Annotated in this window: 24 protein-coding genes; 11 read left to right on the forward strand and 13 right to left on the reverse strand. The window is 71.1% G+C overall.

Annotated features, from left to right (window positions below; genetic code table 11):
- Positions 1-13 precede the first annotated feature (13 nt).
- Positions 14-796: an ATP nucleotide 3'-pyrophosphokinase gene (locus tag ACIGXW_RS13820; protein ID WP_399572955.1), complete on the forward strand. Its 783-nt coding sequence runs from the start codon at positions 14-16 to the stop codon at positions 794-796.
- Between the two features lie 56 nt (positions 797-852).
- On the opposite strand, the gene ACIGXW_RS13825 is transcribed toward ACIGXW_RS13820, so the two are convergent.
- Complete coding sequence (locus ACIGXW_RS13825; protein ID WP_399572958.1) at positions 853-1,350, reverse strand: MarR family winged helix-turn-helix transcriptional regulator; 498 nt, start codon at positions 1,348-1,350, stop codon at positions 853-855.
- A gap of 46 nt (positions 1,351-1,396) precedes the next feature.
- On the opposite strand from ACIGXW_RS13825, the gene ACIGXW_RS13830 reads away from it, so the two are divergent.
- Complete coding sequence (locus ACIGXW_RS13830; RefSeq protein ID WP_399572960.1) at positions 1,397-2,314, forward strand: EamA family transporter; 918 nt, start codon at positions 1,397-1,399, stop codon at positions 2,312-2,314.
- Between the two features lie 58 nt (positions 2,315-2,372).
- Positions 2,373-3,011 (forward strand): NAD(P)H-binding protein, encoded by a 639-nt coding sequence (locus ACIGXW_RS13835; protein ID WP_071967641.1) that lies wholly within the window; start codon positions 2,373-2,375, stop codon positions 3,009-3,011.
- Between the two features lie 505 nt (positions 3,012-3,516).
- On the opposite strand, the gene ACIGXW_RS13840 is transcribed toward ACIGXW_RS13835, so the two are convergent.
- Both ACIGXW_RS13840 and ACIGXW_RS13845 read right to left on the reverse strand, forming a co-directional pair.
- Positions 3,517-4,131: a DUF4865 family protein gene (locus ACIGXW_RS13840; protein ID WP_399572962.1), complete on the reverse strand. Its 615-nt coding sequence runs from the start codon at positions 4,129-4,131 to the stop codon at positions 3,517-3,519.
- 40 nt (positions 4,132-4,171) lie between these two features.
- The gene (locus ACIGXW_RS13845; protein ID WP_399572964.1) at positions 4,172-4,747 is read right to left on the reverse strand and encodes a TetR/AcrR family transcriptional regulator; all 576 of its coding nucleotides are present in this window, start codon (positions 4,745-4,747) and stop codon (positions 4,172-4,174) included.
- Between the two features lie 211 nt (positions 4,748-4,958).
- On the opposite strand from ACIGXW_RS13845, the gene rox reads away from it, so the two are divergent.
- Entirely contained in the window at positions 4,959-6,386 is a 1,428-nt protein-coding gene (gene rox / locus ACIGXW_RS13850) for a rifampin monooxygenase (protein ID WP_399572966.1), read from the forward strand.
- 64 nt (positions 6,387-6,450) lie between these two features.
- Here the strand turns inward: rox and ACIGXW_RS13855 are convergent, their stop codons facing one another.
- Positions 6,451-6,810: a peptidase inhibitor family I36 protein gene (locus tag ACIGXW_RS13855; RefSeq protein WP_399572968.1), complete on the reverse strand. Its 360-nt coding sequence runs from the start codon at positions 6,808-6,810 to the stop codon at positions 6,451-6,453.
- Positions 6,811-6,922: 112 nt separating this feature from the next.
- Positions 6,923-7,822, reverse strand: coding sequence for a CAP domain-containing protein (locus ACIGXW_RS13860; RefSeq protein WP_399572970.1), 900 nt, complete (start codon positions 7,820-7,822; stop codon positions 6,923-6,925).
- 168 nt (positions 7,823-7,990) lie between these two features.
- On the opposite strand from ACIGXW_RS13860, the gene ACIGXW_RS13865 reads away from it, so the two are divergent.
- The 3 genes from ACIGXW_RS13865 (at position 7,991) to ACIGXW_RS13875 (ending at position 12,389) form a co-directional block, all read left to right on the forward strand.
- Positions 7,991-8,335 (forward strand): hypothetical protein, encoded by a 345-nt coding sequence (locus ACIGXW_RS13865; RefSeq protein ID WP_399572972.1) that lies wholly within the window; start codon positions 7,991-7,993, stop codon positions 8,333-8,335.
- A 4-nt stretch (positions 8,336-8,339) separates the two neighbouring features.
- Positions 8,340-10,925 (forward strand): substrate-binding domain-containing protein, encoded by a 2,586-nt coding sequence (locus ACIGXW_RS13870; protein ID WP_399572974.1) that lies wholly within the window; start codon positions 8,340-8,342, stop codon positions 10,923-10,925.
- A 138-nt stretch (positions 10,926-11,063) separates the two neighbouring features.
- Positions 11,064-12,389 carry an extracellular solute-binding protein gene (locus ACIGXW_RS13875; protein ID WP_399572976.1) on the forward strand — a complete coding sequence of 442 codons (1,326 nt, stop codon included), beginning with the start codon at positions 11,064-11,066 and terminating at the stop codon, positions 12,387-12,389.
- A 70-nt stretch (positions 12,390-12,459) separates the two neighbouring features.
- Here the strand turns inward: ACIGXW_RS13875 and ACIGXW_RS13880 are convergent, their stop codons facing one another.
- Complete coding sequence (locus tag ACIGXW_RS13880) at positions 12,460-12,924, reverse strand: hypothetical protein (RefSeq protein ID WP_399572978.1); 465 nt, start codon at positions 12,922-12,924, stop codon at positions 12,460-12,462.
- Positions 12,925-13,046: 122 nt separating this feature from the next.
- Positions 13,047-13,178, reverse strand: a complete 132-nt coding sequence (locus tag ACIGXW_RS13885; RefSeq protein ID WP_399572980.1) for a MerR family DNA-binding transcriptional regulator — start codon at positions 13,176-13,178, stop codon at positions 13,047-13,049.
- A gap of 119 nt (positions 13,179-13,297) precedes the next feature.
- Here ACIGXW_RS13885 and ACIGXW_RS13890 point away from each other — a divergent pair, with 119 nt between their 5' ends.
- The 3 genes from ACIGXW_RS13890 to ACIGXW_RS13900 are packed head-to-tail and all read left to right on the forward strand — an operon-like array spanning position 13,298 to position 18,430.
- Positions 13,298-13,675: a CU044_2847 family protein gene (locus tag ACIGXW_RS13890; protein ID WP_399572982.1), complete on the forward strand. Its 378-nt coding sequence runs from the start codon at positions 13,298-13,300 to the stop codon at positions 13,673-13,675.
- Positions 13,676-13,694: 19 nt separating this feature from the next.
- A complete protein-coding gene (locus ACIGXW_RS13895) occupies positions 13,695-17,906 on the forward strand; it encodes a trypsin-like peptidase domain-containing protein (protein WP_399572984.1) in 4,212 nt (1,403 codons plus the stop codon).
- Positions 17,891-18,430, forward strand: coding sequence for an LppP/LprE family lipoprotein (locus ACIGXW_RS13900; RefSeq protein ID WP_399572986.1), 540 nt, complete (start codon positions 17,891-17,893; stop codon positions 18,428-18,430). Before ACIGXW_RS13895 ends, ACIGXW_RS13900 begins: the two co-directional genes overlap by 16 nt.
- Before the next feature lie 53 nt (positions 18,431-18,483).
- Here the strand turns inward: ACIGXW_RS13900 and ACIGXW_RS13905 are convergent, their stop codons facing one another.
- The 5 genes from ACIGXW_RS13905 to ACIGXW_RS13925 form a co-directional block, all read right to left on the reverse strand.
- Positions 18,484-19,455, reverse strand: a complete 972-nt coding sequence (locus ACIGXW_RS13905; protein ID WP_399572988.1) for an alpha/beta hydrolase — start codon at positions 19,453-19,455, stop codon at positions 18,484-18,486.
- A 32-nt stretch (positions 19,456-19,487) separates the two neighbouring features.
- Positions 19,488-20,495, reverse strand: coding sequence for a hypothetical protein (locus tag ACIGXW_RS13910; RefSeq protein ID WP_399572990.1), 1,008 nt, complete (start codon positions 20,493-20,495; stop codon positions 19,488-19,490).
- 13 nt (positions 20,496-20,508) lie between these two features.
- A complete protein-coding gene (locus tag ACIGXW_RS13915) occupies positions 20,509-21,498 on the reverse strand; it encodes an LGFP repeat-containing protein (protein WP_399572992.1) in 990 nt (329 codons plus the stop codon).
- A 301-nt stretch (positions 21,499-21,799) separates the two neighbouring features.
- Positions 21,800-23,218, reverse strand: coding sequence for a serine/threonine-protein kinase (locus tag ACIGXW_RS13920; RefSeq protein ID WP_399572994.1), 1,419 nt, complete (start codon positions 23,216-23,218; stop codon positions 21,800-21,802).
- A gap of 99 nt (positions 23,219-23,317) precedes the next feature.
- On the reverse strand, positions 23,318-24,124 hold the full coding sequence (locus ACIGXW_RS13925; RefSeq protein ID WP_399572996.1) for a serine/threonine protein kinase: 807 nt from the start codon (positions 24,122-24,124) through the stop codon (positions 23,318-23,320).
- Positions 24,125-24,285: 161 nt separating this feature from the next.
- Here ACIGXW_RS13925 and ACIGXW_RS13930 point away from each other — a divergent pair, with 161 nt between their 5' ends.
- Positions 24,286-25,617: a cytochrome P450 gene (locus tag ACIGXW_RS13930; RefSeq protein ID WP_399572999.1), complete on the forward strand. Its 1,332-nt coding sequence runs from the start codon at positions 24,286-24,288 to the stop codon at positions 25,615-25,617.
- 16 nt (positions 25,618-25,633) lie between these two features.
- Here the strand turns inward: ACIGXW_RS13930 and ACIGXW_RS13935 are convergent, their stop codons facing one another.
- Positions 25,634-25,894 carry a hypothetical protein gene (locus tag ACIGXW_RS13935; protein ID WP_399573001.1) on the reverse strand — a complete coding sequence of 87 codons (261 nt, stop codon included), beginning with the start codon at positions 25,892-25,894 and terminating at the stop codon, positions 25,634-25,636.
- Positions 25,895-26,056: the final 162 nt, after the last annotated feature.

Consider the following 26,056-nt stretch of genomic DNA (forward strand, 5'->3'; position numbering starts at 1 on the left):
ACGACGCACGCCCATGAATCTCAGCACCATGGTGTCCCGAGCCGCCACCGCGACCGCGCTGGCCGTGGCACTCGGACTGGGCTCGGCCCCCGGTGTCCAGGCCGCGCCGATGGCCGACAAGGTCGGCAAAGCCGGTCGTGCCGACGACGACGGCGGCTGGCAGGGCGAGGGCGGGCTGTCCCTGAACGCCGCGGACAACGCGCGCGTCGACGCGTTCGCGGAGCAGGCCAGGCAGGCCGAGCGCTCCATCAGCCCGCAGGTGCGGGCCGCGGCCGCGTTGAGTTCGGCGGAGGTGGTCGGCTTCGACCACCGGCTGAAGTCGCCGGACTCGCTCAAGCGCAAGGTCGCCACGTCCATGAAGGAGCACCCGGGCCAGAAGGTGAACGAGGCTCTGGCCGGAATCAACGACTCTGTGCGCTACACCCTGCAGTGGCCGGACGGCCGTTACGTCACAGGCGTCGCCGTCGCCTCGCGCGTGCTGTCCGCCTGGGGCAATGACAGCACCAAGTGGTCCAACACCTGGGGCCGCGCCAAGGGCTACAAGGCGATCAACTCGGTATGGCAGGCCCCGCGCTCCGGGCACCGCTTCGAGGTCCAGCTCCACACTCCGGCCGGCAAGTACGCCCAGGAGGTCACCCACAAGCTGTACGAGGAGCAGCGGCTGCCCAGCACCAGCCCGGAACGGGCGAAGGAACTCCAGGAACAGCAGGACGCGATCTTCGCCGCGGTCCCGGTCCCGGACGGCGCCGAGCGCCTGTCCGCCCCCAACGCGCCGCGGCCCGTTCCTGTCGGCTGAGCACAACCTCGGGCGGGGGCTCCGGAATCCCTGACCGGGCCTCCGGAGCCCCTGCGTCAGGCGGGGCCGTCGAGGGACTCCAGGAGGTCGCGGAGTCCGTCGGCGAGGGCGTCCCGCTGAGCGCGGGAGAGGCCGGACAGGATGCGCTCCTCGGTGGCCACGTGGTCGGGCAGGGCCCGGTCGATCAGGGCGAGGCCCTCGTCGGTGAGGGTGACGTCGACGACGCGGCCGTCCGAGGCGCTCGGCGCCCGGGACACCAGGCCCCGGGCCTCCAGGCGGTCGAGGCGCTGGGTGATGGCTCCTGAGGTGACCATGGACGACCGCATCAGTTCGGCGGGGGTCAGGGAATGCGGCGGGGGGCCGCTGCGGCGCAGGGTGGCCAGTACGTCGAACGAGGCGCTGTCGAGGTCGTGCGCGGCGAAGGTGCGGCGCAGCTCGACGTCGATCAGCCGGTGCAGCCGCGACAGCCGGCCGATCACCGCCATCGGCGACACGTCCAGGTCGGGGCGGCGCGCGCCCCACTGTTCCAGTACTCGGTCAACGTGATCTGCCATGGCTCCAGTCTAGCCATTTCTCTTAGCGGTGAGATACATTGCCTTAGTGCTAAGCAATCGCATCGGGATCATCCTCATGACCGCGCTGGCGCCCACCATCTGGGGCACCACTTACCTCGTCACCACCGAGTTACTGCCGCCGGACCGCCCCCTGCTGGCCGCCGTCGTGCGCGCCCTTCCCGCGGGCCTCCTCCTCGTGGCGCTCACCCGGAAGCTGCCGAGCGGGGTGTGGTGGTGGCGCGCGCTGGCGCTCGGTGCCCTCAACATCGGTGCGTTCTTCGCCCTGCTGTTCGTCGCCGCCTACCGGCTGCCCGGCGGAGTCGCCGCCACCATCGGTTCCCTGCAACCCCTGCTGGTCATAGGCCTCTCCGCCGCCCTGCTCGGTGAACGCGTCTCCACGCGCTCCGCGCTCGCCGGCGTCGCGGGGGTCGGCGGCGTCAGCCTGCTCGTCCTGCGGTCCGACGCCCGGCTGGACGGCCTCGGCGTCGCGGCGGCCGCCGCCAGCGCGGTGGTCATGGCCACCGGAATCGTCCTCAGCAAACGGTGGACCTCCCCCGCACCCCTGCTCGCGACCACCGGCTGGCAGCTCGTCGCGGGCGGTCTGCTGCTGCTCCCGGTCGCCCTCGTCGTGGAGGGGCCGCCGCCGACGACGCTCAGCACCGCGAACCTGGCCGGATACGGCTACCTCTCGGTCATCGGAGCGGCCCTCGCCTACGCCCTGTGGTTCCGGGGGATCCGCGCCCTGCCGCCGACGAACGTGACCTTCCTCGGACTGCTCAGCCCCCTGGTCGCCACCACGCTGGGCTGGCTCGTCCTCGACCAGGAACTCACCGTGGGGCAGTCGCTGGGCGGTCTCGTCGTCCTCGCCGCCCTCGTCGCGGCCCAGATACGCAAGACCCCCGTCGAGAAGCACGCGCCGGCCCCCGCGTCGATGCCGGAACGTTCCACCTCGCTCTCCCGCTGATCGCCCTGCCGATCCGACCGTCCTTTCCCACCTCCCCCTTCACAAGGAGCAGAGAACCATGCGCATCACCGTCTTCGGAGCAGCAGGAAACGTCGGCAGCCGAGTGGTGACCGAGGCGCTGTCCCGCGGCCATGAGGTCACCGCCGTCGTACGCGACTCCGCCCGCTTCCCCCAGCTGCACGAGCAGGCCCGGGCGGAGGTCGGCGACGCCTCGAATCCCGAGGACGTGGCCCGGCTCAGCGCCGGCCAGGACCTCGTGATCGGCGCGACCCGGCCGGCGCCCGGCAGCGAGGGCGACCTCGTCAAGGCCACCGAAGGGCTGCTGGCCGGACTCGCCGGTACGGGCGTGCGACTCCTGGTCGTCGGCGGCGCGGGCAGCCTGATACTGCCGGGCACCGACGGCACCACCGTGATCGACGGCCCCGATTTCCCCGCCGGCTGGCGGGGCATCGCACTGGCCTGCAACGCCCAGTTGGCGGCCTGCCGCGCCGAGACCGAGGTGGACTGGGCCTATCTGAGCCCGTCCGCGCTGCTGGAGCCGGGCACACGCACCGGCACCTACCGGCTGGGCACCGACGAACTGCTGGTCGACGCCGACGGCAACTCCGCGATCTCCATGGAGGACCTCGCCGTGGTCCTGCTGGACGAGGCCGAGCAGCCCCGGCACCACCGGACCAGGTTCACGGCCGGCTACTGATCCCGGCGCCGCTCACGGCACAGGGAGCGACTCCCGCCCCCGCATGCTGCCGCCGCACAGAGGTAGTGTCCTGATATAGGGAAGAGCCCTCGCTGGGACTGGTGGTGCTGTGCGGGGCGCCGGTCGATACGGCCGCGCCGTGGTGGCGGATGCCGCTGGCCGCCGAGTCCCCTCTCCCGGAGGCGGTCCGCGAGGAGCGCCTGGTGTGGGTGGGGCGCCAGGAGGACATGGCCCGCCGGTATCCGCGCGCCGCGGCGGCCTTCCCCTACCAAGTCGCATTGGCGGCCGCCCCTCTCAGGGGCGGCCGTCGCTGCTGGGGAGCGCTGGTGCTGCTGTGGCCTCCCAGCCATCCGGCGCACCTCACCCTTCGCGAGCGCGGGCACATCGTCTTCAGCGCCCGGCGCATCGCCCGAGTGCTGGATGGATTCGCCCGCCCTCCGGTCATACCGGACCGGCCGCTCCCCTCCCGCCACCGGGCACCTGAGGGACCGTTGGCCGCCCTCACCTACCAGCTCCGTCCCTCCGGCAGATCGGCGATGCCGGGTGCGGAGAGGTGCAGGACCTCGTAGCGCTCGGTCGCCGCCTCTTCCGGCGCGACGGCGTCCTTCCACAAGACGAACCTCATCAGCTGCCAGTGATGGGGGTCGACGGCCAGGGCGGCGGTGTGGACGTCGTCGCGGCGGGCGAGCTCGCGAAGGCCCTCGACTTCCTTTTCGATCAGAGCGGACAGACCCAGGCCGGTGCCGTCGGAGTCGGGGTCGGCGGGGAGAGGGGTGAGGCGGCGGGAGGCCGCCCGGGGGAACGCGGCGCGGGCGGGGCCGGCGTGGCAGGCGACGCCGGTCCAGTGGTGTGCGACCGGGCGCCCGAAGTCGCGGATGATGTTCTGGAACCCGGCGCCGCCGACGAGGAAGTGGGCCATCGCGCCGGTGTCGTTCCACAGGTAGAAGGGCGCGTACTGGTTGACGGGAGAGCCGTCGACGCCGCGTTCGCGGATGACGTACGCCTTCATTCCCAGTCCGGCGCGGTCGTCGAGGACATGGCCGCCGTCGGCCACCCGCTTACGAATGATCTTCATGTCGTAGTCGGCGGGCAGGGTGATCTCGTACTGCTTGGCGTACACGAAAATGCCGTCTTTCCTTGTGATGTGCGAGTGGTGAGGTCTATGCGCGGGCGGTGGAGGCGTGTGCGGCCAGCAGGTCCAGCACGCCAGTGATCGCCTGGTCGAACAGGGCCGCGGAGTCGGCGGCGCGGGCCAGCACGTAGCCGCCCTGCATGACCGCGACGATGGTCGCGGCGGTGGCCGGCGGGTCCAAGGCGGCGTCCAGCTCGCCGCGTTCGCGCCCCTCGGTCAGCACCGCGGCGAGGCGTTCTCGCAGCCAGGCCAGGGTCTCCTCGACCGGTGCGCGCAGCGCCGGGTCGGCCATGACGTCCGGGTCCTGGGTGAGGCGCCCGATCGGGCAGCCCTTGAGGACCTCCCGTTCGCGGCGCAGGTACGCGGCGATCCGTTCCACGGCGGACCCGGGGGCGGTGAACTGCGCCTCGGCCTTGACGCGCATCTCCTCGGCGGTGCGACGGATCGCGGCCAGCGCCAGGTCCGGCTTGCCGGCGAAGTGGTGGTACATGCTGCCCTGCCCGGCCCCGGCCCGTTGCTGGATCACCTTGGGACTGGTGCCGGTGTAGCCGCGTTCCCACAGCAGTTCTCGCGTGCTCTCGATGAGGCGTTCCGCAGTGCTCATGCGATCACTGTACATACCAGTAGGTACAGAGAGGGATCCGGGATCTGAGGCCCTGTCACAGGCGGGCGCAGCGGAGGAAAAAGAGAAAGGCAAGGAGGTTTCCCACTCCTTGCCACTCTCAAGTTATAGCGCAGAGGGGGGCTTGCGGCAAGACCCCGGCCATGCCGCACAATCATCGACCTAAGCAAGATCTTTTGGAGATGGTGGTTTGATGATCGACGTCATCGTTGCCGGCGGCGGACCGACCGGATTGATGCTCGCCTGCGAGCTGCGGCTGGCCGGGGTGCGAACGGTCGTGCTGGAGAAGCTGACCGAGCCGACCAAGCAGTCCCGGGGGCAGGGCCTGCACGCGCGCAGCGTCGAGATGATGGACCAGCGGGGCATGCTGGACCGGTTCCTGGCGGTCAGTGAGAAGTTCCAGGTCGGCGGTCTCTTCGGCGGCATCATGAAGCCGTGGCCGGGCCGGTTGGACACGGCTCACGCGTACGGCCTCGCCACCCCGCAGCCGGTCAGCGAGCGGCTGCTCAACGAGCGTGCGCTCGAACTCGGGACCGAGATCCGGCGCGGCTGCGAAGTGGTCGGGCTGAGCCAGGACGAGGACGGGGTGACCGTCGAGCTGGCGGACGGCACGCAGCTGCGCTCGCGTTACCTCGTCGGGTGCGACGGCGGCCGCAGTACGGTGCGCAAACTGCTCGGCGTCGGTTTCCCCGGCGAGGCCGCCACGGTCGAGACGCTGCTGGGCGAGATGGAGGTGACCGAGGACCCGGCGACGATCGCCGCTGTCGTCGCGGAAGTCAACAAGACCCAGAAGCGGTTCGGCCTCGTCCCCCAGGAGGGCGGGGTGTACCGCGTCATCGTGCCCGCCGACGGCGTGTCCGAGGACCGCAGGAGCGAGCCGGCCCTCGAGGAGTTCAAGCAGCAGCTGCGGGCATTCGGGGGAACCGACTTCGGCGTGCACTCGCCGCGCTGGCTGTCCCGGTTCGGCGACGCCACCCGGCAGGCCGAGCGCTACCGGGTCGGCCGGGTGCTGCTGGCCGGCGACGCGGCGCACGTCCACCCGCCGACCGGCGGACAGGGGATGAACCTCGGCGTGCAGGACGCGTTCAACCTCGGCTGGAAGTTGGCCGCCGCGGTCAACGGCTGGGCGCCGGAGGGTCTCCTCGACAGCTACCACGCCGAGCGGCACCCGGTAGGCGCCGCCGTGCTGGAGAACACCCGCGCGCAGATCACGCTGATGGGAACCGATCCGGGTGCGACCGCTCTGCGGGAGCTGTTCTCGAAGCTGATGGACTTCGAGGAGGTGAACGCGTACGTGACCGGGATGATCACCGCGGTCGGGGTCCGCTACGACTTCGGCGACGGCCACGACCTGCTCGGCCGGCGGATGCGGGACCTGGAGCTGAAGCAGGGCCGCCTCTACGAGCTGATGCGCGGCGGCCGCGGGCTGCTGCTCGACCAGACCGGCCGGCTCTCGGTGGCGGGCTGGGAGGACCGGGTCGACCACGTCGTCGACGCCAGCGACGAACTGGACGTGCCCGCGGTGCTGCTGCGGCCGGACGGCCACGTGGCATGGGCCGGTGATGACCAGCAGGACCTGCTCGACCGGCTGCCCCGGTGGTTCGGCGCCGCCATCAGCTGAGCACGTAGGGCTCCGGCGTTGCCCCGGGAGCCCGGGGCAACGCCCGGGCTCCCGGTGAACGGCGTCAGCAGGGTCGCGCGGAGCGGGCCGTGAGACCGAGCCCCGGCGTGTACGAACCCGAGGGGAGAACGACCGGCCGACCCGCGTAGGACGGGTGCGGATAGAGGCACCAGCTCACGTTGGTCTGGTTCTTGGCACTGCGCACGGGCGGGTTCACGTTGGGCTCGGCACGCTGGAGCATCCTCGGCCCGCCCTCGCTATTGGGCGCCGTCCATGTGCACAGACCGACGACGTGCGGGCAGATCGGCATCCGCGCCTGCGTCCGGGCCTGTCCCTGCGCCGTGGCGGTCGGCAGCAGCACCGACACTCCCACGGCCGCGGAGACGATCGCCGACATCACTGTTCTCCTGGCTCCGGGCTTCATACCCGACTCCTCCTTGCTCCCGGCGGTGGGGCCACCGCCGGGCGGTGCCTTTCCGCCGGGAGGTGCCGGTAAACGGCGAATCGCCCGAATCGTCGGCAAGGGGGATACAGACTCAGGAAGAGGCGCCGAAGTTCTGCGTCCACCACGGGCCGTTCGAGCTGAAGTTGATGCCCACGCCTATCTCCTTGAAGGCGCAGTTGAGGATGTTGCTGCGGTGCCCCGGGCTCTTCATCCAGCCCTCCATCGCCGTTCTGGCGTCCTTGGGGCTCTTGAAGATGTTCTCGCCGTACGTACTCCAGCGGTATCCGGCGGCCGTCATGCGGTCGCCGGGCCCCTTGCCCTCGGGAGTGCTGTGCGCGTAGTAGTCGCGGGCGGCCATGTCGTCGGAGTGGCCTTGGGCCGCGGCCTGCAGCTTGCTGTTGACGGTGACGGGTGAGCAGCCGTTCTTGGCGCGCTCCGCATTGACCATTTCGACGACCTGCTGCGCGGGCCCGCCGGCGGTCTTGCCGGCCGCGTTGCCCGCCGCGGGGGCCTTGCGGGTGCTGTCGTTGCCCTTGCCGCCGCCGGCGCTGCCGCCGCCGGCGCTGCCGCCGTCGGCGCTCTTGCCCTTGCCGGCGTCCGTGGCCGGTGCGGTGCCGGGCTTGGCGGACATCCCGGAAGCGGGCTTCCGGTCGGTGCCGGCCGCGGTCGTGCTCGGAGAGGCGCTGCCGGAGGGCGAGGCCGACGCCGACGGGGCCGTCACCGCGGAGGGCACGGCGGACGGTTCCGCGGACGGCGCGGCGGGCTCGGGCGCGGCCTGGACCGAAGCCCCCGCGGCATCCGAACGCTTGCCGCTGTCCTTGTCGTCGGTCAGTGACTGGGCCACGCCGTAGCCACCGCCGACGACGACTATCAGCCCCACCGTTCCGCCCACGACCGCCGCCCGCCGGGGGCGCCTGTCCCGGCGCCGGCGCGATCGACGGGTCTCGTCCGACGCGGGGGCGTAGACCGACGTCTCGGGTTCATGGTTCATGTGGATCACTTCCGATGCGGTGCTGCTGAGTGCTGGTCCGACACTCAGGAGACCCACAGCGGGGACAGCGATAACAAAAACTTGCGAGAAAGTTCGTCCGAGGCCCGGTCGGAAACATGCCCTCGAGCCTCTCCTCGAACGCCACACTCCGTGCCACCATGTCAAGTTATGGCGACGGGAGAGGGCGGGTTACGCCGCGACGTGCGGGTCTCCGCGCCCGGGCACGTACAGGAAAAGGACGTCACGTCACTGGAGGCATGGCTCAAGGGCGAACCGGAGCTGAAGGACCTGGTGCAGGTCAAGCGAGGTGCCCGGCGTACGGAAGCCGGCGTTCCCATGGGCCCTCTGCTGGACATCGTGCTCCATGTCATCGAGTGGACCGGTGCCGCGACCACTACCGAGGTCGTCAGGCGGGTGTCGGAGTCGGTCAGGGAGTGGCGGACCAGCCGGCGTGCCCTGGGGGATCCCAACCCTCCCGACTTCCGGGCGCGCCTGGACGACGAGCAGGGCTAGCGCGATGGCCCGACCTGAACAGCGCAAGGAGACCAACCGCGCCCTTCTCGTCGGAGTGGTGCGTTACACCAGCAAGAGGCCCCTGAAATTCGCCGAGGGTCTGGGAGACATCGCCGCCGTCCAGCACAATCTGGAAGAGCTGCGGAAGGCACTGTGCCAAGGCGGCGTCTTCGACGAGGACGCGACGGAGTCCCTCTCGTCGCCCGGCGTCGAGCAGTTCGAGAACGGGCTGGGTTTCGCACGGGACCACACGGACGGGCTGCTCCTGGTCTACTTCGCCGGGCACGGCATCGTGGATACGCGTACGGGCGGGCACGGGCGCCTGTTGCTGGGCCTGCGGGACGCCAAGGTGGAGCACGGTCCCGGCTTTCCCGGGTGGATCCGCTGGGACGACGTACTCAACCGGCTGTGTTCCGGCGAGAACAGGCCCCGGCACACGGTGGTGATCCTCGACTGTTGCTACGCGGGCAACGCTTCCGCTGCCTGGGAGGAGCTCGACGAACAGGATCAGAAGCGCGTCTCCTTGCTGTTGGCCGTGCAGAAGAACCAGCGGATCGACGCGGGCAGCGCCAGAACGCCGACTCCGTACACAGCAGCGCTGATACGGCACCTCGAGCACGGCGCGGGAGAATCCGGCGGTGCAGTGACCTTGTGCGGCCTGCACAGGAGTGTGTCGGACAGCCTCAAGTCGTCGAGGACGGTGGGTGGCAGGGAGTGGAGCCCCCTGGCATGCCGGAAGGATGCCGCAGAGGACGAGGTCCTGGCCTGGCCGACCGACGGCGACGACGGCGACGAAGGCGACGAAGTAGACGCCAAGGAAGACGAGCCGCGCCCCAACCGTCTTCGCCTGATCGCCGCGACGGTGGCGGTGGCTGTCGCCCTCACGTTGTCCCTTTGGTGGATCACCTCCCGTGACGATGACCATGTGCCCTCCGCCTCCTGCGCGAACAGCCCCCCGCTCGAACTGCGCGTGCTCACCGACCCGGATCTGGAGCCGGTCGTCCGCACGGCGGTGAACAGCTTCGTCACGTCCGGCGCGAACACGGACGACAAGAATTGCCGACGCACAGGCATCACGGTCTACAGCGCGAGTTCCGCCGAGAGCGCGGAGGCGTTCCGTACCCAGTACGCGGAATGGGCCCACGTCGGCCGGCCCGGATTCAATCCGGTGGGCACGGTCGGGCCGCAGCCGGACGTGTGGATACCGGCGTCCTCGGCGAGCGCGCGCCGGGCGCAGGACGATGGGAGCGGCAATCAGTCGTCGGTACTCAGCCTGGAATTCGACGACAAACGTCCGCTGGCCTATGCGCCCATGGTCTTGTTGTTGCCCGAACAGCTCGCCGAGCCCGAGGGCGGGCGCACGGGTCGTAGGCTCGCCGAGCTGGTGACCGCGATGAAGGGCAAAGGCGAACAGGTACAGGTCCGGCGGGCCGACCCGCGGTACACCGATGCCGGGCTCGCCGCCGCCCGTGGGCTGTACCGCACCGAGACCCCGCGCAACGTCGAGCTCGAGCAGCGGCGCCAGGGGCGGCCCGTGCTGTCGGGCAAGGACCTCGTGTGCGGGCTGGCCAGGGGCAAGACCGTCGAGGAGCGAACGGTGGACCGGCGCACCGCGGTCCTGGTGGCGGAGCCCACCGTCGGCCGGCACCGGAGCTGCGCCGACGAGACCGCGGTGACACGGGTGGCCGAGTATCCCAATGACGTGCCCGGGCTCGACCCGGTGTTCGTCCATGTCCGCTGGAATGACGCCCGTCTGGACGAGGGGAAGCGTGACGAGGCCGTTCAACGGTTCCAGGATTGGCTGGCGTCGAAGGACGGCAGGAAGGCCTTTCAGGAGGACGGCTTCCGCGATGCGCCGCAAGGCTCGCTCCCCTCGCCGCTGCCCGGTCGGCTGACGAGCCCCGGCCCCATGCCCCGTGCGCTCTCCGCGGGTGAGGCGGCGGACACGCTGGAGAAGTACCGGCAGGCCAACGCCGCGAGCCGGGTCCGCTTCCTCCTGGACAGCTCGGGGTCCATGAGCCGGTGGTGGGACGGGGCGAACGGGGCGCGCGAGATCGTCAAGCAGTCGCTGAGCCGTTTCGGCCCCGACGACGTGTTCGGCGTGTGGAGCGTCGCCTCCGGCGGGTCCGATGCCGCGTACCGCGAACTGCTCCCGTTCGGCACCCATGGCTCGGGGTCGAGTGCTGCCGGGAAGAAGGAGCAGGACAAGGCCGCCGAGGCGGGGAAGAAGATGGACGACGCCACGCCTGAGATGTCCATGGAGGCGGACATCGGCGGTGCGCTGAGGGCGGCGCTCGATCAGATGCCCCGTGGCGGCGAGGACGACGGGCACCCTCAGCTGATCGTTCTCATCACCGACGACGAGGACAACAGCCGTATGAGCGGGGCCCAGCAGGACGACCTGGTGAAGTTCGTGGGCGAGCGGAAAGTGCCCGTGGTGATGGTTTCGTTCGACTCCGGTGGCTGTCTGAAGGACCGGTTGGACCTGCGGGTGGCCGAAGCGAGCGGCGGCATGTGCCTGGACGCCCGGGACGACCTGGCCAAGGGGCTCGGCACCGAGATCTCCCGGGTCGCGCAGGGGCATCGATAGTTCGACGGGGGCAGCAGCATGAAACGCTCGGGGATCGTCCGGTCGCTCGTAGGGTGTGCCGCCCTTGTGCTGGGCGCGACAGCCTGCTCCGGGACCGGCGGGCCGGAGCGGACGTCCGGCCCGGCGTCGGCAGGACCGTTGACCGGGACGCAGCTGGTGATAGCCACCGGCATGGACGTCACCGGTAAGAACGGCGTCCGCAAACGCCTGGTCGACGCGTGGAACAAGAAGCAGGAGAAGGAGAATTCTCCCTACCGTGCGCGTGCGGTCATCCTGCCGGGGTCCGCGGATCTGCAACGGAGCCAGCTGCTGGCGGCGTTGCAATCGGGCAGCGCGAACTACGACATCGTGAACCTCGACGTCACATGGGTCGCCGAGTTCGCCGCGGCCGGCCTCATACGGGAACTGCCGGGGAATTACGCCGACGACGGCGACATCCTCGACAAGGTCGCCACCACGGCCCGCTGGAAGGGGAAGGTGTACGCCGCGCCGTACAACAGCGATGTCGGTCTTCTCTACTTCCGCCGTGACTACTTGGTCGGCGGCGCGGGGATCGACGTGAAGAAGCTGGAGGCGATCACGAGCAGCACCCCATGGAAGTACGTGGCTTCCCTGATGGACGCGGGGGACGCGTGGGCGCGCGTCGACAAGACCGACAAGTCGAAGAACTACCGGAGCGCGTGGACGAGCCAGCTCAGCGCCTATGAGGGTCTCACCGTCAACGGCGCCGAGGCCTTCGCGTCCGTGGGAGTCCGGCTGACCGACGAGGACGGCTACTACTCCGTGTCTCTGGAGGGGCTGAGGAAGGGCGTGGCGGCGTTCCGGGAGCGAACCGCCGCCTCGCACACGTACGAGAACGCCTTCGAATCGGAGGAAGCCGAGACCCTCAACGACTTCACGGAAGGCCGGACCGCCTTCCTCCGCCACTGGCCCTACGCGTACCGGACGCTCCACGCGGCCCTGGGCAACGACAAGCTGGGCGTCGTCCCGCTGCCCGGCGCCGTGCTGGGCGGACAGAACCTCGCGGTCGCCGCCAACCCGGCCATGCCCAAGGCGCGGGTCGACAAGACGCTCGACCTGATCAGGTTCCTCACCGACAAGACCAGCGAGCGCTGCCTGCTGGACGCCGGCTTCGCCGCGACGCGCAAGTCCGCCTACACCGACGCGGAGACGTCGTGCGACGACCACCGTGCGGCGCCCACCGCGACCGCACCGTCGGAGGGAAGCGGCGACGACATGCCCCGCGACAAGGCTCAGCGCCCCTCGTACGCCGAGGGGACGCTCCTGCCGGCCTTGGAAGCGGCGGCCTTGCGCCCGCACACACCGCTTTACGGAGCGTTCACCCACGCGTTCACCACGGAGCTGAGCAAGCTGCACAGCTCGCCGAAGTCCCATCCGGCGTCCGAGGAGGGCTTCGCGAAGGACCTGGACGCGGCACTGCGCAAGGTCCTGCCCAGAGGGTGAGGCAGGTGTGGCAGCCGCGTGCACACGGCTGCCACACCTGTCCGTTACGTCGCGGTAGAGGCGGTGACGATCAGCCGATGGGGAGCCATATGGAGTACACCCGCGGGTTGGGGTAGGTGAACCTGCCGCTGTCGCCGTCGTACCGGGCGTTCTGCAGCTGGATGTACCCGCCCTCGCGCATGTTGTAGTTGCACTCGGCCCACTTGCCGGCACCCAGCTTGTTGCGGCAGCCGCCGGCGCGGTCGTAGTTCGTCTTCCACAGCCCGACCGCGGACTTGCCGTCGGCCGCGGTGTCCTTGACGAAGACCTTGTCACCCGCCTTGTCGAAGCAGGTGATGACGCCGGTGCTGGTGATGCACGGCAGTGCCGCCGTGGCCGCTTCGGCGTTCTCGCTGACCACGCTGTCGTCGACCTCGATCCCCTCGACGCTCTCGGCGAACGCCTGCCCGCTGAAGGCCGTGACCGAAACGACCAGTGCGGCGAGGCCGAGCCCGGCGGACGACAGGGACTTCTTCCAGTGCGCGTTTCCCGACACTTCCCACTCCTTCGTGATGGGTCGCCCCAGTAAGCGGGGACGACCGGTTCAATGGACTCACCCGCTGCGCACACCGTACGCACAAGCGCACAGCGTGCGCAAGAGGTCATGTTCGATGCCGTTCACACGTGGCGGATACGGCAAGCGCGGCCCGGGAACAGGCCCTGCCGGTCGTACAGCCGCAGGGCCTTGGGCGAGAGCCGGGCGCGGCGCGCGAACACGCCGATGCTGAGCAAGGGGTCGTCGTCCTCCACGCCCGTCGCACTCCCCTCTGCCCCAAGGGCAAGGTCAACCCCGCCGTTCCCGCCACGAACGTCCGGCGCCGACGCTAGAGTTCCGCGCATCGCATCGCGGAGCGCCACGGGGGTACTTGATGGCCGCGTTACTCAGGGTGCCGCTGGAGAGCGGCGGTTCCGTACTGGTCGAGGTCGACGACGGCCCTCAGGGCGTGGTCAGGGTGGCCAGACCCGGTGGCATGGTGGCCGAGGCGTCGGAGACGCTGGAGCGGGGACTGGAAAGCGTGCGGGAGGCCGCGCACGCCGTGCTCGGCAAGGTCGCGGACCTGCCGAGGCAGCCGGACAGGATCACTTTGGAGCTCGGGCTGAAGCTGTCGGCGGAGGCCGGCGTCTTTCTCGCCAAGACCGCCGGCGAGGGGTCGCTCACCCTCACCCTGGAGTGGGACAAGCAGCGGCCGGAGGCCGTGCCGCTCACCCGGGCGGTCGCCGCGCGCAACGGCGCCGTGACGGGCTGAGGACGCGGGGAAGACAGCGGTGTCCAAACCTGTGCCCAACCCCGGGGTCGCGCGCCTGTGGTCGCGCGGCGCGCCGGCCGCGCCGCAGGGCGCGGGCTTCCTCGCCGGCCCGAGGACCGTCCTCACCTGCGGGCACGTCGTGTCGGCCGTCGCCGGCGAGCCGGAGCGCAGCCCGCTCACGCCGGGGCTCACCGTCGAGGTGGACTTCCCGCTCACCGGGCGGGCGGTCCGCCGGCAGACCGCCCGGCTCGTCACACACGTCCCCGTCGCGGAGGACGGCTCCGGCGACATCGCCGTCCTCGTGCTCGACGAGGACCCGCCGCCCGGGGCCGAGCCCGTGCGACTGCTGGACGTGGAGGCGGTGCGCGGCCACCCGTTCCGGGCCTTCGGCTTCCCCGCCGGCGACGACGACGGCGTCTGGTCGCTCGGCACGATCGTGGACGACCGCGGCCGCGGCTGGCTGCAGATCGAGAGCACCGGCGCCTGCGAGATCCGGCAGGGCTTCAGCGGCACACCGCTGTGGGACGAGCGGTTCAAGGGCGTGGTCGGCATGGTCGTCGCCACCGACGACCGGTTCCTCCAGCGGGCGTCCTACGCCATCACCGCCGACGTCCTCTTCGAGGCCCACCCCGAACTGCGCCGCCTCGCCGCCCTGCCGTCGCCGTTCCGCGGGCTGGAGTCGTTCCGGGAGCAGGACGCCGCCCACTACTTCGGACGGTCCGAGCAGATCAAGGCGCTGACCGAGGCGGTCACCACGTCGTCGGTCGTGCCGGTCATCGGGGTGTCCGGGGTCGGCAAGTCCTCGCTCGTCCACGCCGGTCTCGTCCCCGAGCTGCGCGGGCGCGGGGACTACAGCATCGCCTCGCTGGTCCCGGAGCCGGCCGTGCGGGCGGAGGACGTGCTCGCCTCCGCACTGCTGCCGCTGCTCGGCGCCCCCGACGACGTCTCCGGGCGGCTCGACACGCTCGAACGGCTCGCGGGCCGGCTGAGGGAGGGCGCGGCCGCACCGGTCGTCAAGGAGGTGCTCGCCCGCTCCGGTACGAGCCAGCTCCTCCTGATCGTCGACCAGTTCGAGGTGCTGTTCCGCTGTTCGCCGGACGCCGCCGACACCCTGGTCGAGCAGCTGGTCGCCATGACCGGGTGGCGCACCGCGGACGGCGGTCCGCTGGTGCGGCTGGTCTTCGCCCTGCGGCTGGACTTCCTGAAGGCCATGCGGCGCTTCCCGGCCCTGGAGAGAGTGTGCGAGGCGGCGCCGGTGCTCGTCGACCGGCTGGCCGGGGACCAGCTCCGTGACGTGGTGCTGTCGCCGGTCGCCTCGTTCCACGGGGTCGTACGGTTCGAGGACCGGCTCGCCGAGCGGCTGCTGTCGGACGCGGGCCGGAGTCCCGGCGCGCTGCCCCTGCTCGAGTTCGCCCTCACCCTGCTGTGGGAGCGGCAGCGCCAGGGCGTCCTCGGCCACGCCGCCTACGAGGAGATCGGCCGCGTAGCGGGCGCCCTCGCCACGCACGCGGAGCGGGTCGTCAAGGAGCGGCTGGGCGACGTGCGGGAGGAGGTGCGGCGACTGTTCGTGCAGCTCGTCCGCCCGGGCGACGGCGGCCTGGACAGCCCCGTCGACACCGGGCGCACCGCGCGCCGCCCCGAACTGCACCCCGCCTGCTGGGAGGCCGCACAGCTGCTGGCCGTCCAGCGTCTGGTGCACCTCGACCGCGCGTCCGACGGCGTGGAGACGGTCTCGCTCGCCCACGAGGCGCTGCTGGAGCACTGGCCCGCGCTGCGCTCCTGGGTGGACGCCGACCGGGACTTCCGGAGCTGGCAGGAGCATCTGCGCGAGCGGATGGCCCGCTGGGAGCAGAGCGGCCACGACCGTGCCCTGCTGATGCGCGGTTCCGAGCTGAAGCAGGCGCGGGAGCGGCTGCGGGAGCAGCCGGACGACATCCCCGAGGGCGAGCGCGCGTATCTGCGGGCGAGCCTGGAGTGGCGGCGGCGCCGGCGCTCCCGCAAGGCCGTCGTGGCGACGGCGGTGGCGACGGTGATGGGCGTCCTGTCCGGGGCCGGCCTGTACGAGGTGCGCGACAGCAAGGCCGCCGAGCTCTCGGCCGGCCTCGTGCAGAATGCGCAGCGTCAGGCGGACTCCCACCGGGAGACGGCCGCTCTGCTGTCCGTCGCCGCGTGGCGCACCGCGCCGACCCAGCAGGCGCGCGACAACCTCTTCGGCCGCTATCTGGCCGACGCCCCGTACGACGCCGTCCTGCCCGCCGGCGGGGAAGTCGCGGAGACGGCGCTGGACGACTCCGGTGGGGTCGTCGCGGTACGGACCGGTGCCGGCGGGCTGTCGGTGTGGCGCGTCGGGGCTGCCGGCGGGCCCTCGGCGCTCCTGCGGACGAGCGCCGTCACGGCCGTCGCGGTCAGCCCCGACGGCACCCGGCTGGCCCTGGGCGGCGACGGCAACCGCGTCCGGATCTGGGACGTACGCGAGCACCGGACCGTCCTGACGCTGCGGGCCGCCTCAAGCACCGCGAGCACGGAACAGACCGTGGACGAAGTGCGTTTCGACCGCACGGGGCGTCGTCTGGCGACCCATCCCCATCTGGACGACACGGCGCAGGTGTGGGACCTCGACCGGCCTTCGGCCCGTCCCGTTGCCCTGGAATCGCTCGGGGGCCCCAACGCGGACGGGCTCACCTTCGACATGGACGGCACACACATCGTGTCGTCCGGTTCGCTCGGCCGGCCCGTCTGGGACACGCGCACCGGCCGCCGCACCGGCCACCGCGTGGGCCCGGGTTCGTCCGATACGGACACCGACGTGCCCCATGGTCCACGCCCCGTGGCCGCGACGTGCGTCGACAGCCGGTGGCGGCTGGCCGGCGTCGCCACCGGCAGGGCCGACGGGCGGCTGTCCCAGGGCATCCCGTGCGCCACGGGCGACGAACTGGCAGGCGTCTCGGACCGCATCGTCCTGGCGCGGCAGAAGAACGCGGTGACCATGTACGACGCGGCCACCGGGCAGCCGCTGTCGGCGCTGGCCGAGGACGGGGCCGCAGGGCGCTACACCAGATACTCCCTGGCCGCCGCGGGCCGCCGCGTCGCCTTCGCCCGGGGCACTGACGTGCTGGTCACCACCGCCCCCGAGCCGGGCTCGCTGGCGACGTCCTCCATGTCCGTCTGGGGCGACGCGGACTCGGGCCAGCACGACGAACGGGTCGCGCAGTTCTCGCCGTCGGGCCGCTACCTGCTCACCCAGGGCGTCGGAGGCAGACTCGCGGTGTGGGACCCGGGGACGGGGCGGCGGCTCGGCGCCACCGGTGCGCCCGGGATCGTCAGTACCGCCCGACTGGCCTTCGACGCCGTCGAGAAGACGCTGGCCGTCAGCGGGCCCGCGGACCAGACGGTGACGCTCTACAGCCTGCCCGCGCTCCAGGTGCGGCGGCGGGTGCGCGTCGATCCGCCGCTCGGAACACCGCTTCTGGCCGCAGGACTCGACGGACTGGGCTTCACCCGGCAGGGCCGGCTCGTCGCGCTGACGGGTGGCGCCGTCTCGCAGTGGGACGTGACGACCGGCCGTGAGGTGGGGCGACCGCTGCTCTTCCGGGAGGACACGGCGGTCGACCTTCGCCGTTACACGGCCACCCTGGCGATCGATCCGGCGTCCGAACGCATCGCCGTGACGACGCCCGACCGGCGCGGCGTGGAGGTCTGGGACCTGCGGGACCGGCACCGGGCCGCCGTGCTCGCCCCCGGATTCCGTGCGGCGCTGGCCGACCGGGACGCCGTGCGGTTCGGCCCGGACGGCCGACTGCTCCTGCTCGGGCAGGACGGGAGCGCCGAGGTGTGGACCGCGGACGGCGGACACCGGGACGTCGCCGTCCCGGCCGAGCCGTCCCGCACCACGGAGTTCCTCTCCGCGTCCGCCGGCGCCGGCGAGGTCGTCAGCGTCCGGCCGGGGATGGTGGAGCGGTGGGGCCCCGGCGGGCTGGCCGCCCGGTCACGTCTGCCGGCCGCCGCTCGCGTACGGGCTGTCGTGCCGTCACCCGACGGCCGGCGCCTGCTGCTGAGCACGGCCCGGGGCACGGACGCCGTCTTCGTCCTCCGAAAGGCGTCGGCGGACGACTGGGCCGCCGAACTGTGCTCACGCGTCACACGGAACATCTCACAGGGGGATCTGGAAACCGTGCGTTACGGAATGCTGGAACGCTATCTGCTGGGGGTGACGGCATGTCGCGACGAGTAAGGGCCGGCGCCGCCGCGGCAAGCCTCTGCCTGCTGCTGGTGACGGCTTGCACGTCGTCGTCCGACGGCCGCCGGCCGGCCGCGAGTCCGACCATCTCCCTGTGGAACCCCTCGGCCGGGCAGTCGCCGGTGGCCCGGGACGAGCCGTTCGACGCGGACCGCGCGATGCTGCGCGTCAAGCGCCTGGGCTTCACGCCCGACATCGAGCCCGCCGTCCTCAAGGGCCTCCGCGGTCCGCTGCGCGCGATCCACGCCACTTGCACGAACTCCGCCGACGGCACCTGCGTGTCCGTCTTCTTCTTCGTCGGCAACGAGTACGTGGGCTTCGACGCGGCGGGCATCGCCCAGTCGACGATCGAGGGCCAGGACGGTACGACGGTCACCCTCTCGTATCCCGTCTACGCGCCCACCGACCCCCAGTGCTGTGCGTCCGGGGGGAAGCGCACGTACCGGGCGCGCTGGCAGGGCGGCAAGGTGGCTTTCACGCCGCCGTTGCCGGAGAACCCCAACCACCCGGAGGCGTGACCGTGCGACCGGCGCGGGGAGACGGTGTCCCCGCGCCGGGCGCACGGGCGGTCCTACGCCCTGCGGAGGCGGCCGATGATGCCGTCGAGGTCGCCGCGGAAGAAGTTCCCGCGGAAGAAGTGGCCGCCGCCGTCCTCGTGCGCCTCGTACGGGATGCCGGCGCGGTCGAGGGCACCGCGGAACTCCCGCTGGCCGGCCAGCACCTGGGGCTCGTTGAGCCAGTCGAACGCGGTCTTGGGGGCCGTGCCGGCCACCATGAAGATCCGCTTGTTCCGGTAGCTCTCGATGCGCTCCATCGGGTTGTCGGCGGTGACGCGGGCCTGGTCCCACGGCACGCCGTAGACGGTGGCACCACCCAGGTCCAGGGCGGACGTGGTGTTCGCCCAGTGGACGACCAGGCCGCCGTCACGGCGCAGGCTGGCCGGGCCGGAGTAGGAGCTCACCGAGGCGAAGTGGCCCCAGTACTTGGCCGTGTACTTCAGCGCGCCGAATCCGCCCATGGAGAACCCGCCGATGGCGCGGCCGTCGTACTCGGCGAACGTCCGGAAGTTCGCGTCGATCCACGGGATCAGCTGGTTGATGTGGAAGTTCTCCCAGTTGCGGGGGCCGACGTTGGAGCTGACCGGGTTGGAGTACCAGCCCGTCTTTCCGCCGTCGGGCATCACGACGATGATCGGCTTGCCGGCGGTCAGCTCGCGGATGCCCTGGCGGTCGAACTCGATGAAGTCGCCCCCGCCGCCGTGGAGCATGTAGAGGACGGGGTAGGTGCGTCCGCTGGTGTGGTAGTCGTCGGGAAGCAGCACGTTGACGGCGGGCTGCCAGCCGATCTCCGCGGTCGCGAACCGGTAGTACCACATGCGGGGGTCGGTCTCGCCGCGTTGCACGATGCGCAGCCCGTTGCCGTCGCCGACCGCGTGGGCCGCCGACGCCGTCGCGACGACGCTTCCGGCGCCGAGAGCCAGCGCGGCGGAGAGGCCGCCGGCGGCCTTCAGGATGTTTCTGCGGGTGGGGTTCTCGCTCATCATGACCTCCTGGTCGGGAAGGGAGTAATAACGCGTCAGTTGTCGGTGATCCAGGTGCCCTTGGCGGGGTTCCAGTGAATGGTGACCTTCTGGAACTTCTGGGCCTTGCCGCCCGCCTCGTCCATCTCGTCCGTCAGGGGATAGCCGAGCGCCTTCTCATGGCCGGCGTCGTGGAACGCCTTGTAGATCTCCCCGTGGACGGGGTGGGTGCCTGTCCGCTCCGACCACAGGAACAGTCCCCGCTCGAAGAACTGATACCGGCCACGCGTACCGTCGGGCGCCGACGACGCGTCAGCCTCGTCCATCGTCGGGAAACCCCAGCGCCGCTCCGCGTCCGTCGCCCAGAACTTGCTCAGGATCTCCCCGTGGATCGCGTAGGCGGCATCGGGGTGCCAGATGATGATCCCGTTCTGGAACTGCTGGAAGCGTCCGCCCAGCTGGGAGTCGCGCTCGCCCCTGACCGGCGGGCCCAGCACGCTGCCCAGGCCGCCCATGCTGTCGTACTTCACCCTGATCGAGCCGTAGGGCATCAGGTCGTCCAGCCGGTTGTAGCGGCGGGGCGAGAAGCCCCGCAGGCCGTTGCCCCACACCCGCTCCTCGGCCACGTGGCCGAAGTCGTACGTCTCGCGCACGACCGGCTGCGTGTGTGCCGCGTCCGCCCACCGGACGAACAGCGCCACGTGGTCCGTGCCGCCCGAGTCGCGCAGCAGGGCGTCACCGGGTTGCAGGTCTTCCGCGGGGATCTCGGAGGTGACGTTCCACAGCGCCCAGGTGGTCAGGGACGAGCCCAGGTGCCAGGCCATGGAGACGAAGCCCGAGCAGTCTGGGCGGTAGCAGCCGAACTGGTTGCGGTAGCAGCCGCTCTGGCTGTACGGGACCTGTTCGGCGACCCACGACCACCCGCGGTCCATCACCTCGCCGCGCCCGATCGACCCGTCCGGTTCCGACGCGCTCGCGGCGGGCGCCGCGGAGAAGGTGAACGCGATGGCGGCCAGGGTCAGCGTGAGCGCGCCCAACAGGCGTCGAAGAATCAGCGATCTCATAGCTGTCCCCTGTTCAGTTGTCGGGGGTGATCCAGGTGCCCTTGGCCGGGCTCCAGTGGATGGTGGCCTTCTGGAACTTCTGGGCCTTGCCGCCGCCCGCCTCGTCCATCTCGTCCGTCAGCGGGTAGCCCAGCGCCTTCTCATGGCCGGCGTCGTGGAACGCCTTGTAGATCTCCCCGTGGACGGGGTGGGTGCCCGTCCGCTCCGACCACAGGAACAGCCCCCGCTCGAAGAACTGATACCGGCCACGCGTACCGTCGGGCGCCGACGACGCATCCGCCTCGTCCATCGTCGGGAAACCCCAACGCCGCTCCGCGTCCGTCGCCCAGAACTTGCTCAGGATGTCGCCGTAGATCGCGTGGGCGGCGTCCGGATGCCAGATGACGATTCCGTTCCGGAACAGCTGGAAGCGCCCGCCCGACGAGGCGTTCTCCTCGGCGCGCACCGGCGGGCCGAGCGGGCCGCCGTGGCCGCCCAGGCTGTCGTACTTCGCCCCGATCGAGCCGTACGGCTGAAACGCCTCGTCCCGCATCGCCCGGGCGTGGCCCTCCACTTGGTCGTAGCGCTCCGGATAGGCGGAGCGCTGGACGGCCTGGGCGAGCTGCCCGGCGCTGCTGCCCTCCATGCGGGGTGCCATCTGCAGGGCCACTTCGAAGAACTTGTTCGCCGCGTAGTCGACGTCGAGGATCTGCTCCGGCGATCCCCAGCCCTGCGACGGGCGCTGCTGGAAGACGCCGAGCGAGTCGCGGTCCCCGCAGTTCAGGTTGTTCATGTGCGACTCGACCCAGCCGGTCTCGAAGCCGGCGAGCATCACCTTGTCGGAGACGTTGAGGCGTTGGCCGACCTCGTAGACCTTCCGGGTCACCGCTATGTCCCGCTCCGCGGGGACACCGCAGTACGCTTCGGCGGTCCTGGGGTGCCCGAGAGGACCGGGCACGCCGTTCGCGCCCTGTGCCCATGCGGGGCCGCCCAGGGCGGAAACGGCCGCTACGGCTAAGAGCATCGCCGTTCCGAATCTCGCGCGTCGTGCGGTTACATCACGCACGTGCTGCTCCTTAGGGTCGGAATCACCTTGCGGTGGAAAGGGTTCGCCAGAAGGGCGGAGTGGACGGAGTCCGCCTTGTCACCGGTCCGGGGACCGAGGCCCGCAAGGTAGTCGTGGGCCGCCGGGGCGCGGCATCCGGAACGATCCGGAGTGACAGGGCCCGGTGATTGCCGATAGACCTCTGAGTGCCGTGATGACCGACGCCCGGACCCCGAGCCGTGCCGCAGACCCCCGACTGCGGCACGGCATCGGGGCGCCCTCACCGCACGGGTGTGGGCCTCGGGCACCGGGGGATGGCGGGGCGGTCCTTCGTGCGCACCGCGGGCAGCCATGCGGTGTCCCGTGCGGAGCCGTGCGGCAGCCGGACGCGGTACCACTGGCCGGACCACGTGCCCGTCTCGTCGACGATGGACACACCGTCGGGCAACTGGCAGTCGACGGCGAGGACGTCACCGTGCCAGACCCGTGTCGGTACGACGTTGTCGATGGTGTAGGGCCGCAGGGGATCGATCGCCAGGCCGAGACTGCAGTCCGGATTCCGGTCCGTACGGTCGCCGCAGCGCTGCTCGACGTTGAACACCCGGATCCGTCCCGCGGCGCCGGACGGTGCCGCGGTGGCGCGCTCGCCGGATCCGGCCGCCGAGGCGGATCCGCCGTCGCGCAGGATGTACGACCAGCCCGCTGCCGCGACCACTCCGCACGCCGCGAGGGCCACGAGGGCGGTGCGGGTCCTCCTGCGCCGCCCTGCCGCCGGACGCGCGGCCTCAAGGTCGCCGGCGCTGTGCCCGGCCTCGCCGGCGGGCTCCGCTTCTGGCTCCTGCCGGGCGGTGATGCGCGCCAGCAGGCTCTCGGCGGTGTGCGCGGCACGCTCGGCGTGGGTCGGGGCCAGGCAGTCGGCGGCCAGCTCACGCCAGAACGGCGGTACCGCGTTGTCCATGCGCAGCGGGGCGCGCCCGTCGGCGTACTCCTGTGTCGCGGCGGCGCGCGAGACGGGCGTGGCACCGGGGAACGGCGAGGAGCCGGACGCGAACACCTCGTGGATCATGATGCCCAGGGCCCAGATGTCGGCGCTCGGCCGCACCCGTACGCCCTGCTCGCCGAGCGGGGCCTTCCAGCGCTCGGGCGGCAGGTAGTCGAAGGTGCCCATCGGGGGCGCGTACGCGTGGGTGCCGGTCAGTTCCGTGGTGAGGCCGAAGTCCGAGAGCTTGACCGAACCGTCCGCCATGAGCAGGACGTTGTCCGGTTTGAGGTCGCCGTGCACCCAGCCGGTGCGGTGCAGGTGTGCCAGGCCCTCGCAGATCTCGGTGATCAGCCGGGCGCCTTCGGCCTCGGTCGCTCCGGCATCGAGCCGGTTGCGCAGACTGTGTTCGGCCCGCTCCATGACCAGGACGATCGCGCCGTCGAGGGACGGGTGGCCCGGTTCGCTGAGCACGAGCGAGTCCAGCAGGCGGATCAGCCTCGGATGGCGGTTGCGGCGGCCGAATTCCACCTCGCGCCGGGCGGTGTCCGCGACCTTGCGGGCCTGCCGGGGGGTGAGCCCCTCGGTCAGGAGGAACTTGAGCGCGACGTCCTCCCCGCCGGCCGACCGTCCCGCGTAGACCGTCGACCAGCCTCCGTCCGCGATCGGCGCGGTGACCTCCCAGCGTCCGACGCGGTGACCGGGCGGCAGCGGTTCCATGCCGTCACTTCCCGAGGTGTCGCACGGGCCCTGCACCGTCCCCTCCCCCGGTCCGTCGGCCGTCTGCGGATATGCCGCCTCTCCCCGTCGGTCTTCGAGTCATCTCACCGTCTCCCGCTCCCCTGTGCCCGTCCCGGCCCTGGGCGGCAGCAGCGCGAGGTGCTCCTCCCGTACGAGCCCGAACCGCAGCGCGAGTCCGACGATCGCTTCCCGCTTGCCGTTGCGACGGCCCTCCCGGCGGGCTTCGCCGCCCACCGGGGCGCTGATCCGCATCTTCTCCTCGGCGAGGTAGTCGATGTGCGAGCTGACGGCCCGGGCCGTCAGCTGGCCGCAGGCGGCGTGACCGCTGAGCCGTTCGACGATCTGGGGAGTGGTCGGCACGGCGACCGGCGACTCGTCACGCAGCCGCGGTTCGCAGAGGGCGACCAGGACGAGGAAGTAGGTGGCCGTCTCGTCCAGGGAGTACGCGGTGACCGTGCGGCTCCCCCACTGGCCGCCCGTGCCGTCCGGGTCCAGGTAGACGTGGTCGGGCGCGAACACCTGGAAGGCGACCGTGGTGTTGCCGCGGGTGGGCAGTACGACCCGGGAGAACTCAAAGGGGATCGGTGCTCCGGCCCGTCGTGGCGGCACCCTCAGGTACTCCCCCGCCCCCTCCGGGTTCTCCACCAGGTAGCTCTGGGTCGCACTGTGATTGCTGAGCTGCCAATGGTCGTCGGTCACCCGGATCTCCCCCGCCAGCCGGGAGATCGCCGCATCGGCGAGCCGCAGTTCGACCGGAGTCGTCGCGGAACCCCGCCCGAAGCGTGCCACTTCCCCCGGGCCGAGCCGTAACGTCACCGCATCGCCACACGGCTCCCCATCGACGTCGCCGCTCCCCTGCGGCACATAAATCACTATCCCGCTCACTACCCCCTCCTCACGCCCCCGTCAACGGTCGTCACACACGCCGGACGATACACATGCGGGGGCGACGCACCACGCCCCGGCGCCGCACAATGACTCGTGAGCGAACTGCGTGATCTACGTGATCCATGTGACCTGTAGGGAACAGCTCCGGAGGAGCGGCCATGAACATCCCTGGTCCCGAGCCCCGGTCGGACGGTGGGGTCGGCGCCGTCGCGGCAGCGGGCGGCCTGCACACCTACCAGTTGCGGCTGCACGCCGAGTACGGGCCCGTCGTACGGTTCCAGCTGCCGGGCGTGGAGACCGCCGTGTCGGTCGCCGACCCTGTGCTGCTGGAGGCCACGGCTCACATCGACAAGCGGCCGGAGTCGCTGTTCGCGTTCCTGGCCCCGCTGTTCGAGACCGGCAACCTGCAGGTGATGCCCGCCGGCGAACACACCCCGTGGCGGCGCCTGCTCCTGTCGGTGCTGGCCGGACGCCCCTCCCACGAGCGGCACTTCACCCAGTTCACCGCGCTGGCCACGGCGCTCGCCGACCGGTGGGCCGAGCGGGCCGGCCGTCAGCCCGTCGAGCTGCAGAAGGACCTCACCGAGCTGTCACTGCGGATGATCTGCGCGTACGCGCTCGGCGGCGACACCGCGGACCCGGGCGGCATCGTCGCCGCGTTCGAGGAGGTGCTCACCGAATACCTCGGACGGCTGTACGAGGTGCCGGACGGGGGTGGCCGGGAGGAACGTACCCGGCGGGCGGAGGAGGCCCTCGCCCACCTCCGCGCGACGGTCGACCGGGTGGTCCTGGCGCATCACCGCGGCAGCCACCCGGACAAGAGCGACCTGATCGGAGCACTCGTCGAGGCCGGGGAACGACCGGCACGGATCCGCGACACCGTCATGGTGGCGATGCTGGCCGCCCACCACACGACCGGGGTGGCCGTGTCATGGACCCTGCATCTGCTGGGGCGCCATCCCGAGGTGGCCGAACGCGTCGCCGATGAGCTGGACCGTGTGCTCGGCGACCGGCCGGTGCCCGAGTACGCCGACCTACGGCGGCTCACGTATCTGGAAATGGCCCTCAAGGAATCGATGCGGCTCTACCCGCCCGGCCCGTACGGCGCCCGGGAGACGACCGTGGCCCTCGCCCTGGGCGACTACGAGATCCCGGCCGGGGCGACGATCTTCTATCCGTTCTGGGCCGTACACATGAACCCCGACTATTGGCCCGAGCCCGGGACATTCATGCCCGAGCGGTTCACACCGGAAGAGGCGGCCAAGCGGCCGAGGCTGGCCTACATCCCTTTCGGGCTCGGGCCGCGCAGCTGCGAGGGCGCCGCTCTGGCCATGGCCGAGGCCCAGTTGGTCCTGGCCGTCCTGCTCAAGCGCTTCCGATTCCGGCCGGCGCCAGAACACGAGGTGACGCCGACCGAACGGTTCGTGCTCTGGGCCGACGACATCCGCATGACCGTGAGCCCGCGGCGAACAGGAGAAGAGGCGAGGTAGAAGCCGTACAGCCGTATCAGCTGTGCGGATTGCCGGAGAGCGCTCCCTTGCTGTTGCAGACCCCGGACACGACTCCTGCGTACTGGCTCACCACCGGCAGGCCCGAGAGGTCTTGTTGACATGCCGTGGTCTCGGCGGACTTGGTGACATTCCAGGCAGGCGCCAGGATTCCGCCGGCGGGATCGGTATCGGCCTGGGCGTGGGCATCGGCATGGGCCGGTGGAGAGACGCCCAGCATCGCCGCACCGAGCACACCGAGAGTGACGAATTTCTTCATGCCCGCTCCAACGACCCGTGCGGTCTCTTGGATGCGTTCCGTTCGTCCTCATGAGGCGCCTTGTGGCGTTCGGCCGACGCTGGGGCTCAGACTCACCCCCGCTTCCGATTCTGCCTAGACCAGTTGAGTATCAGCACTCATACGATCACCCTTGATCACTTC

The sequence above is a fragment of the Streptomyces sp. NPDC053079 genome (genome assembly GCF_044546695.1).
Lineage (GTDB): Bacteria > Actinomycetota > Actinomycetes > Streptomycetales > Streptomycetaceae > Streptomyces.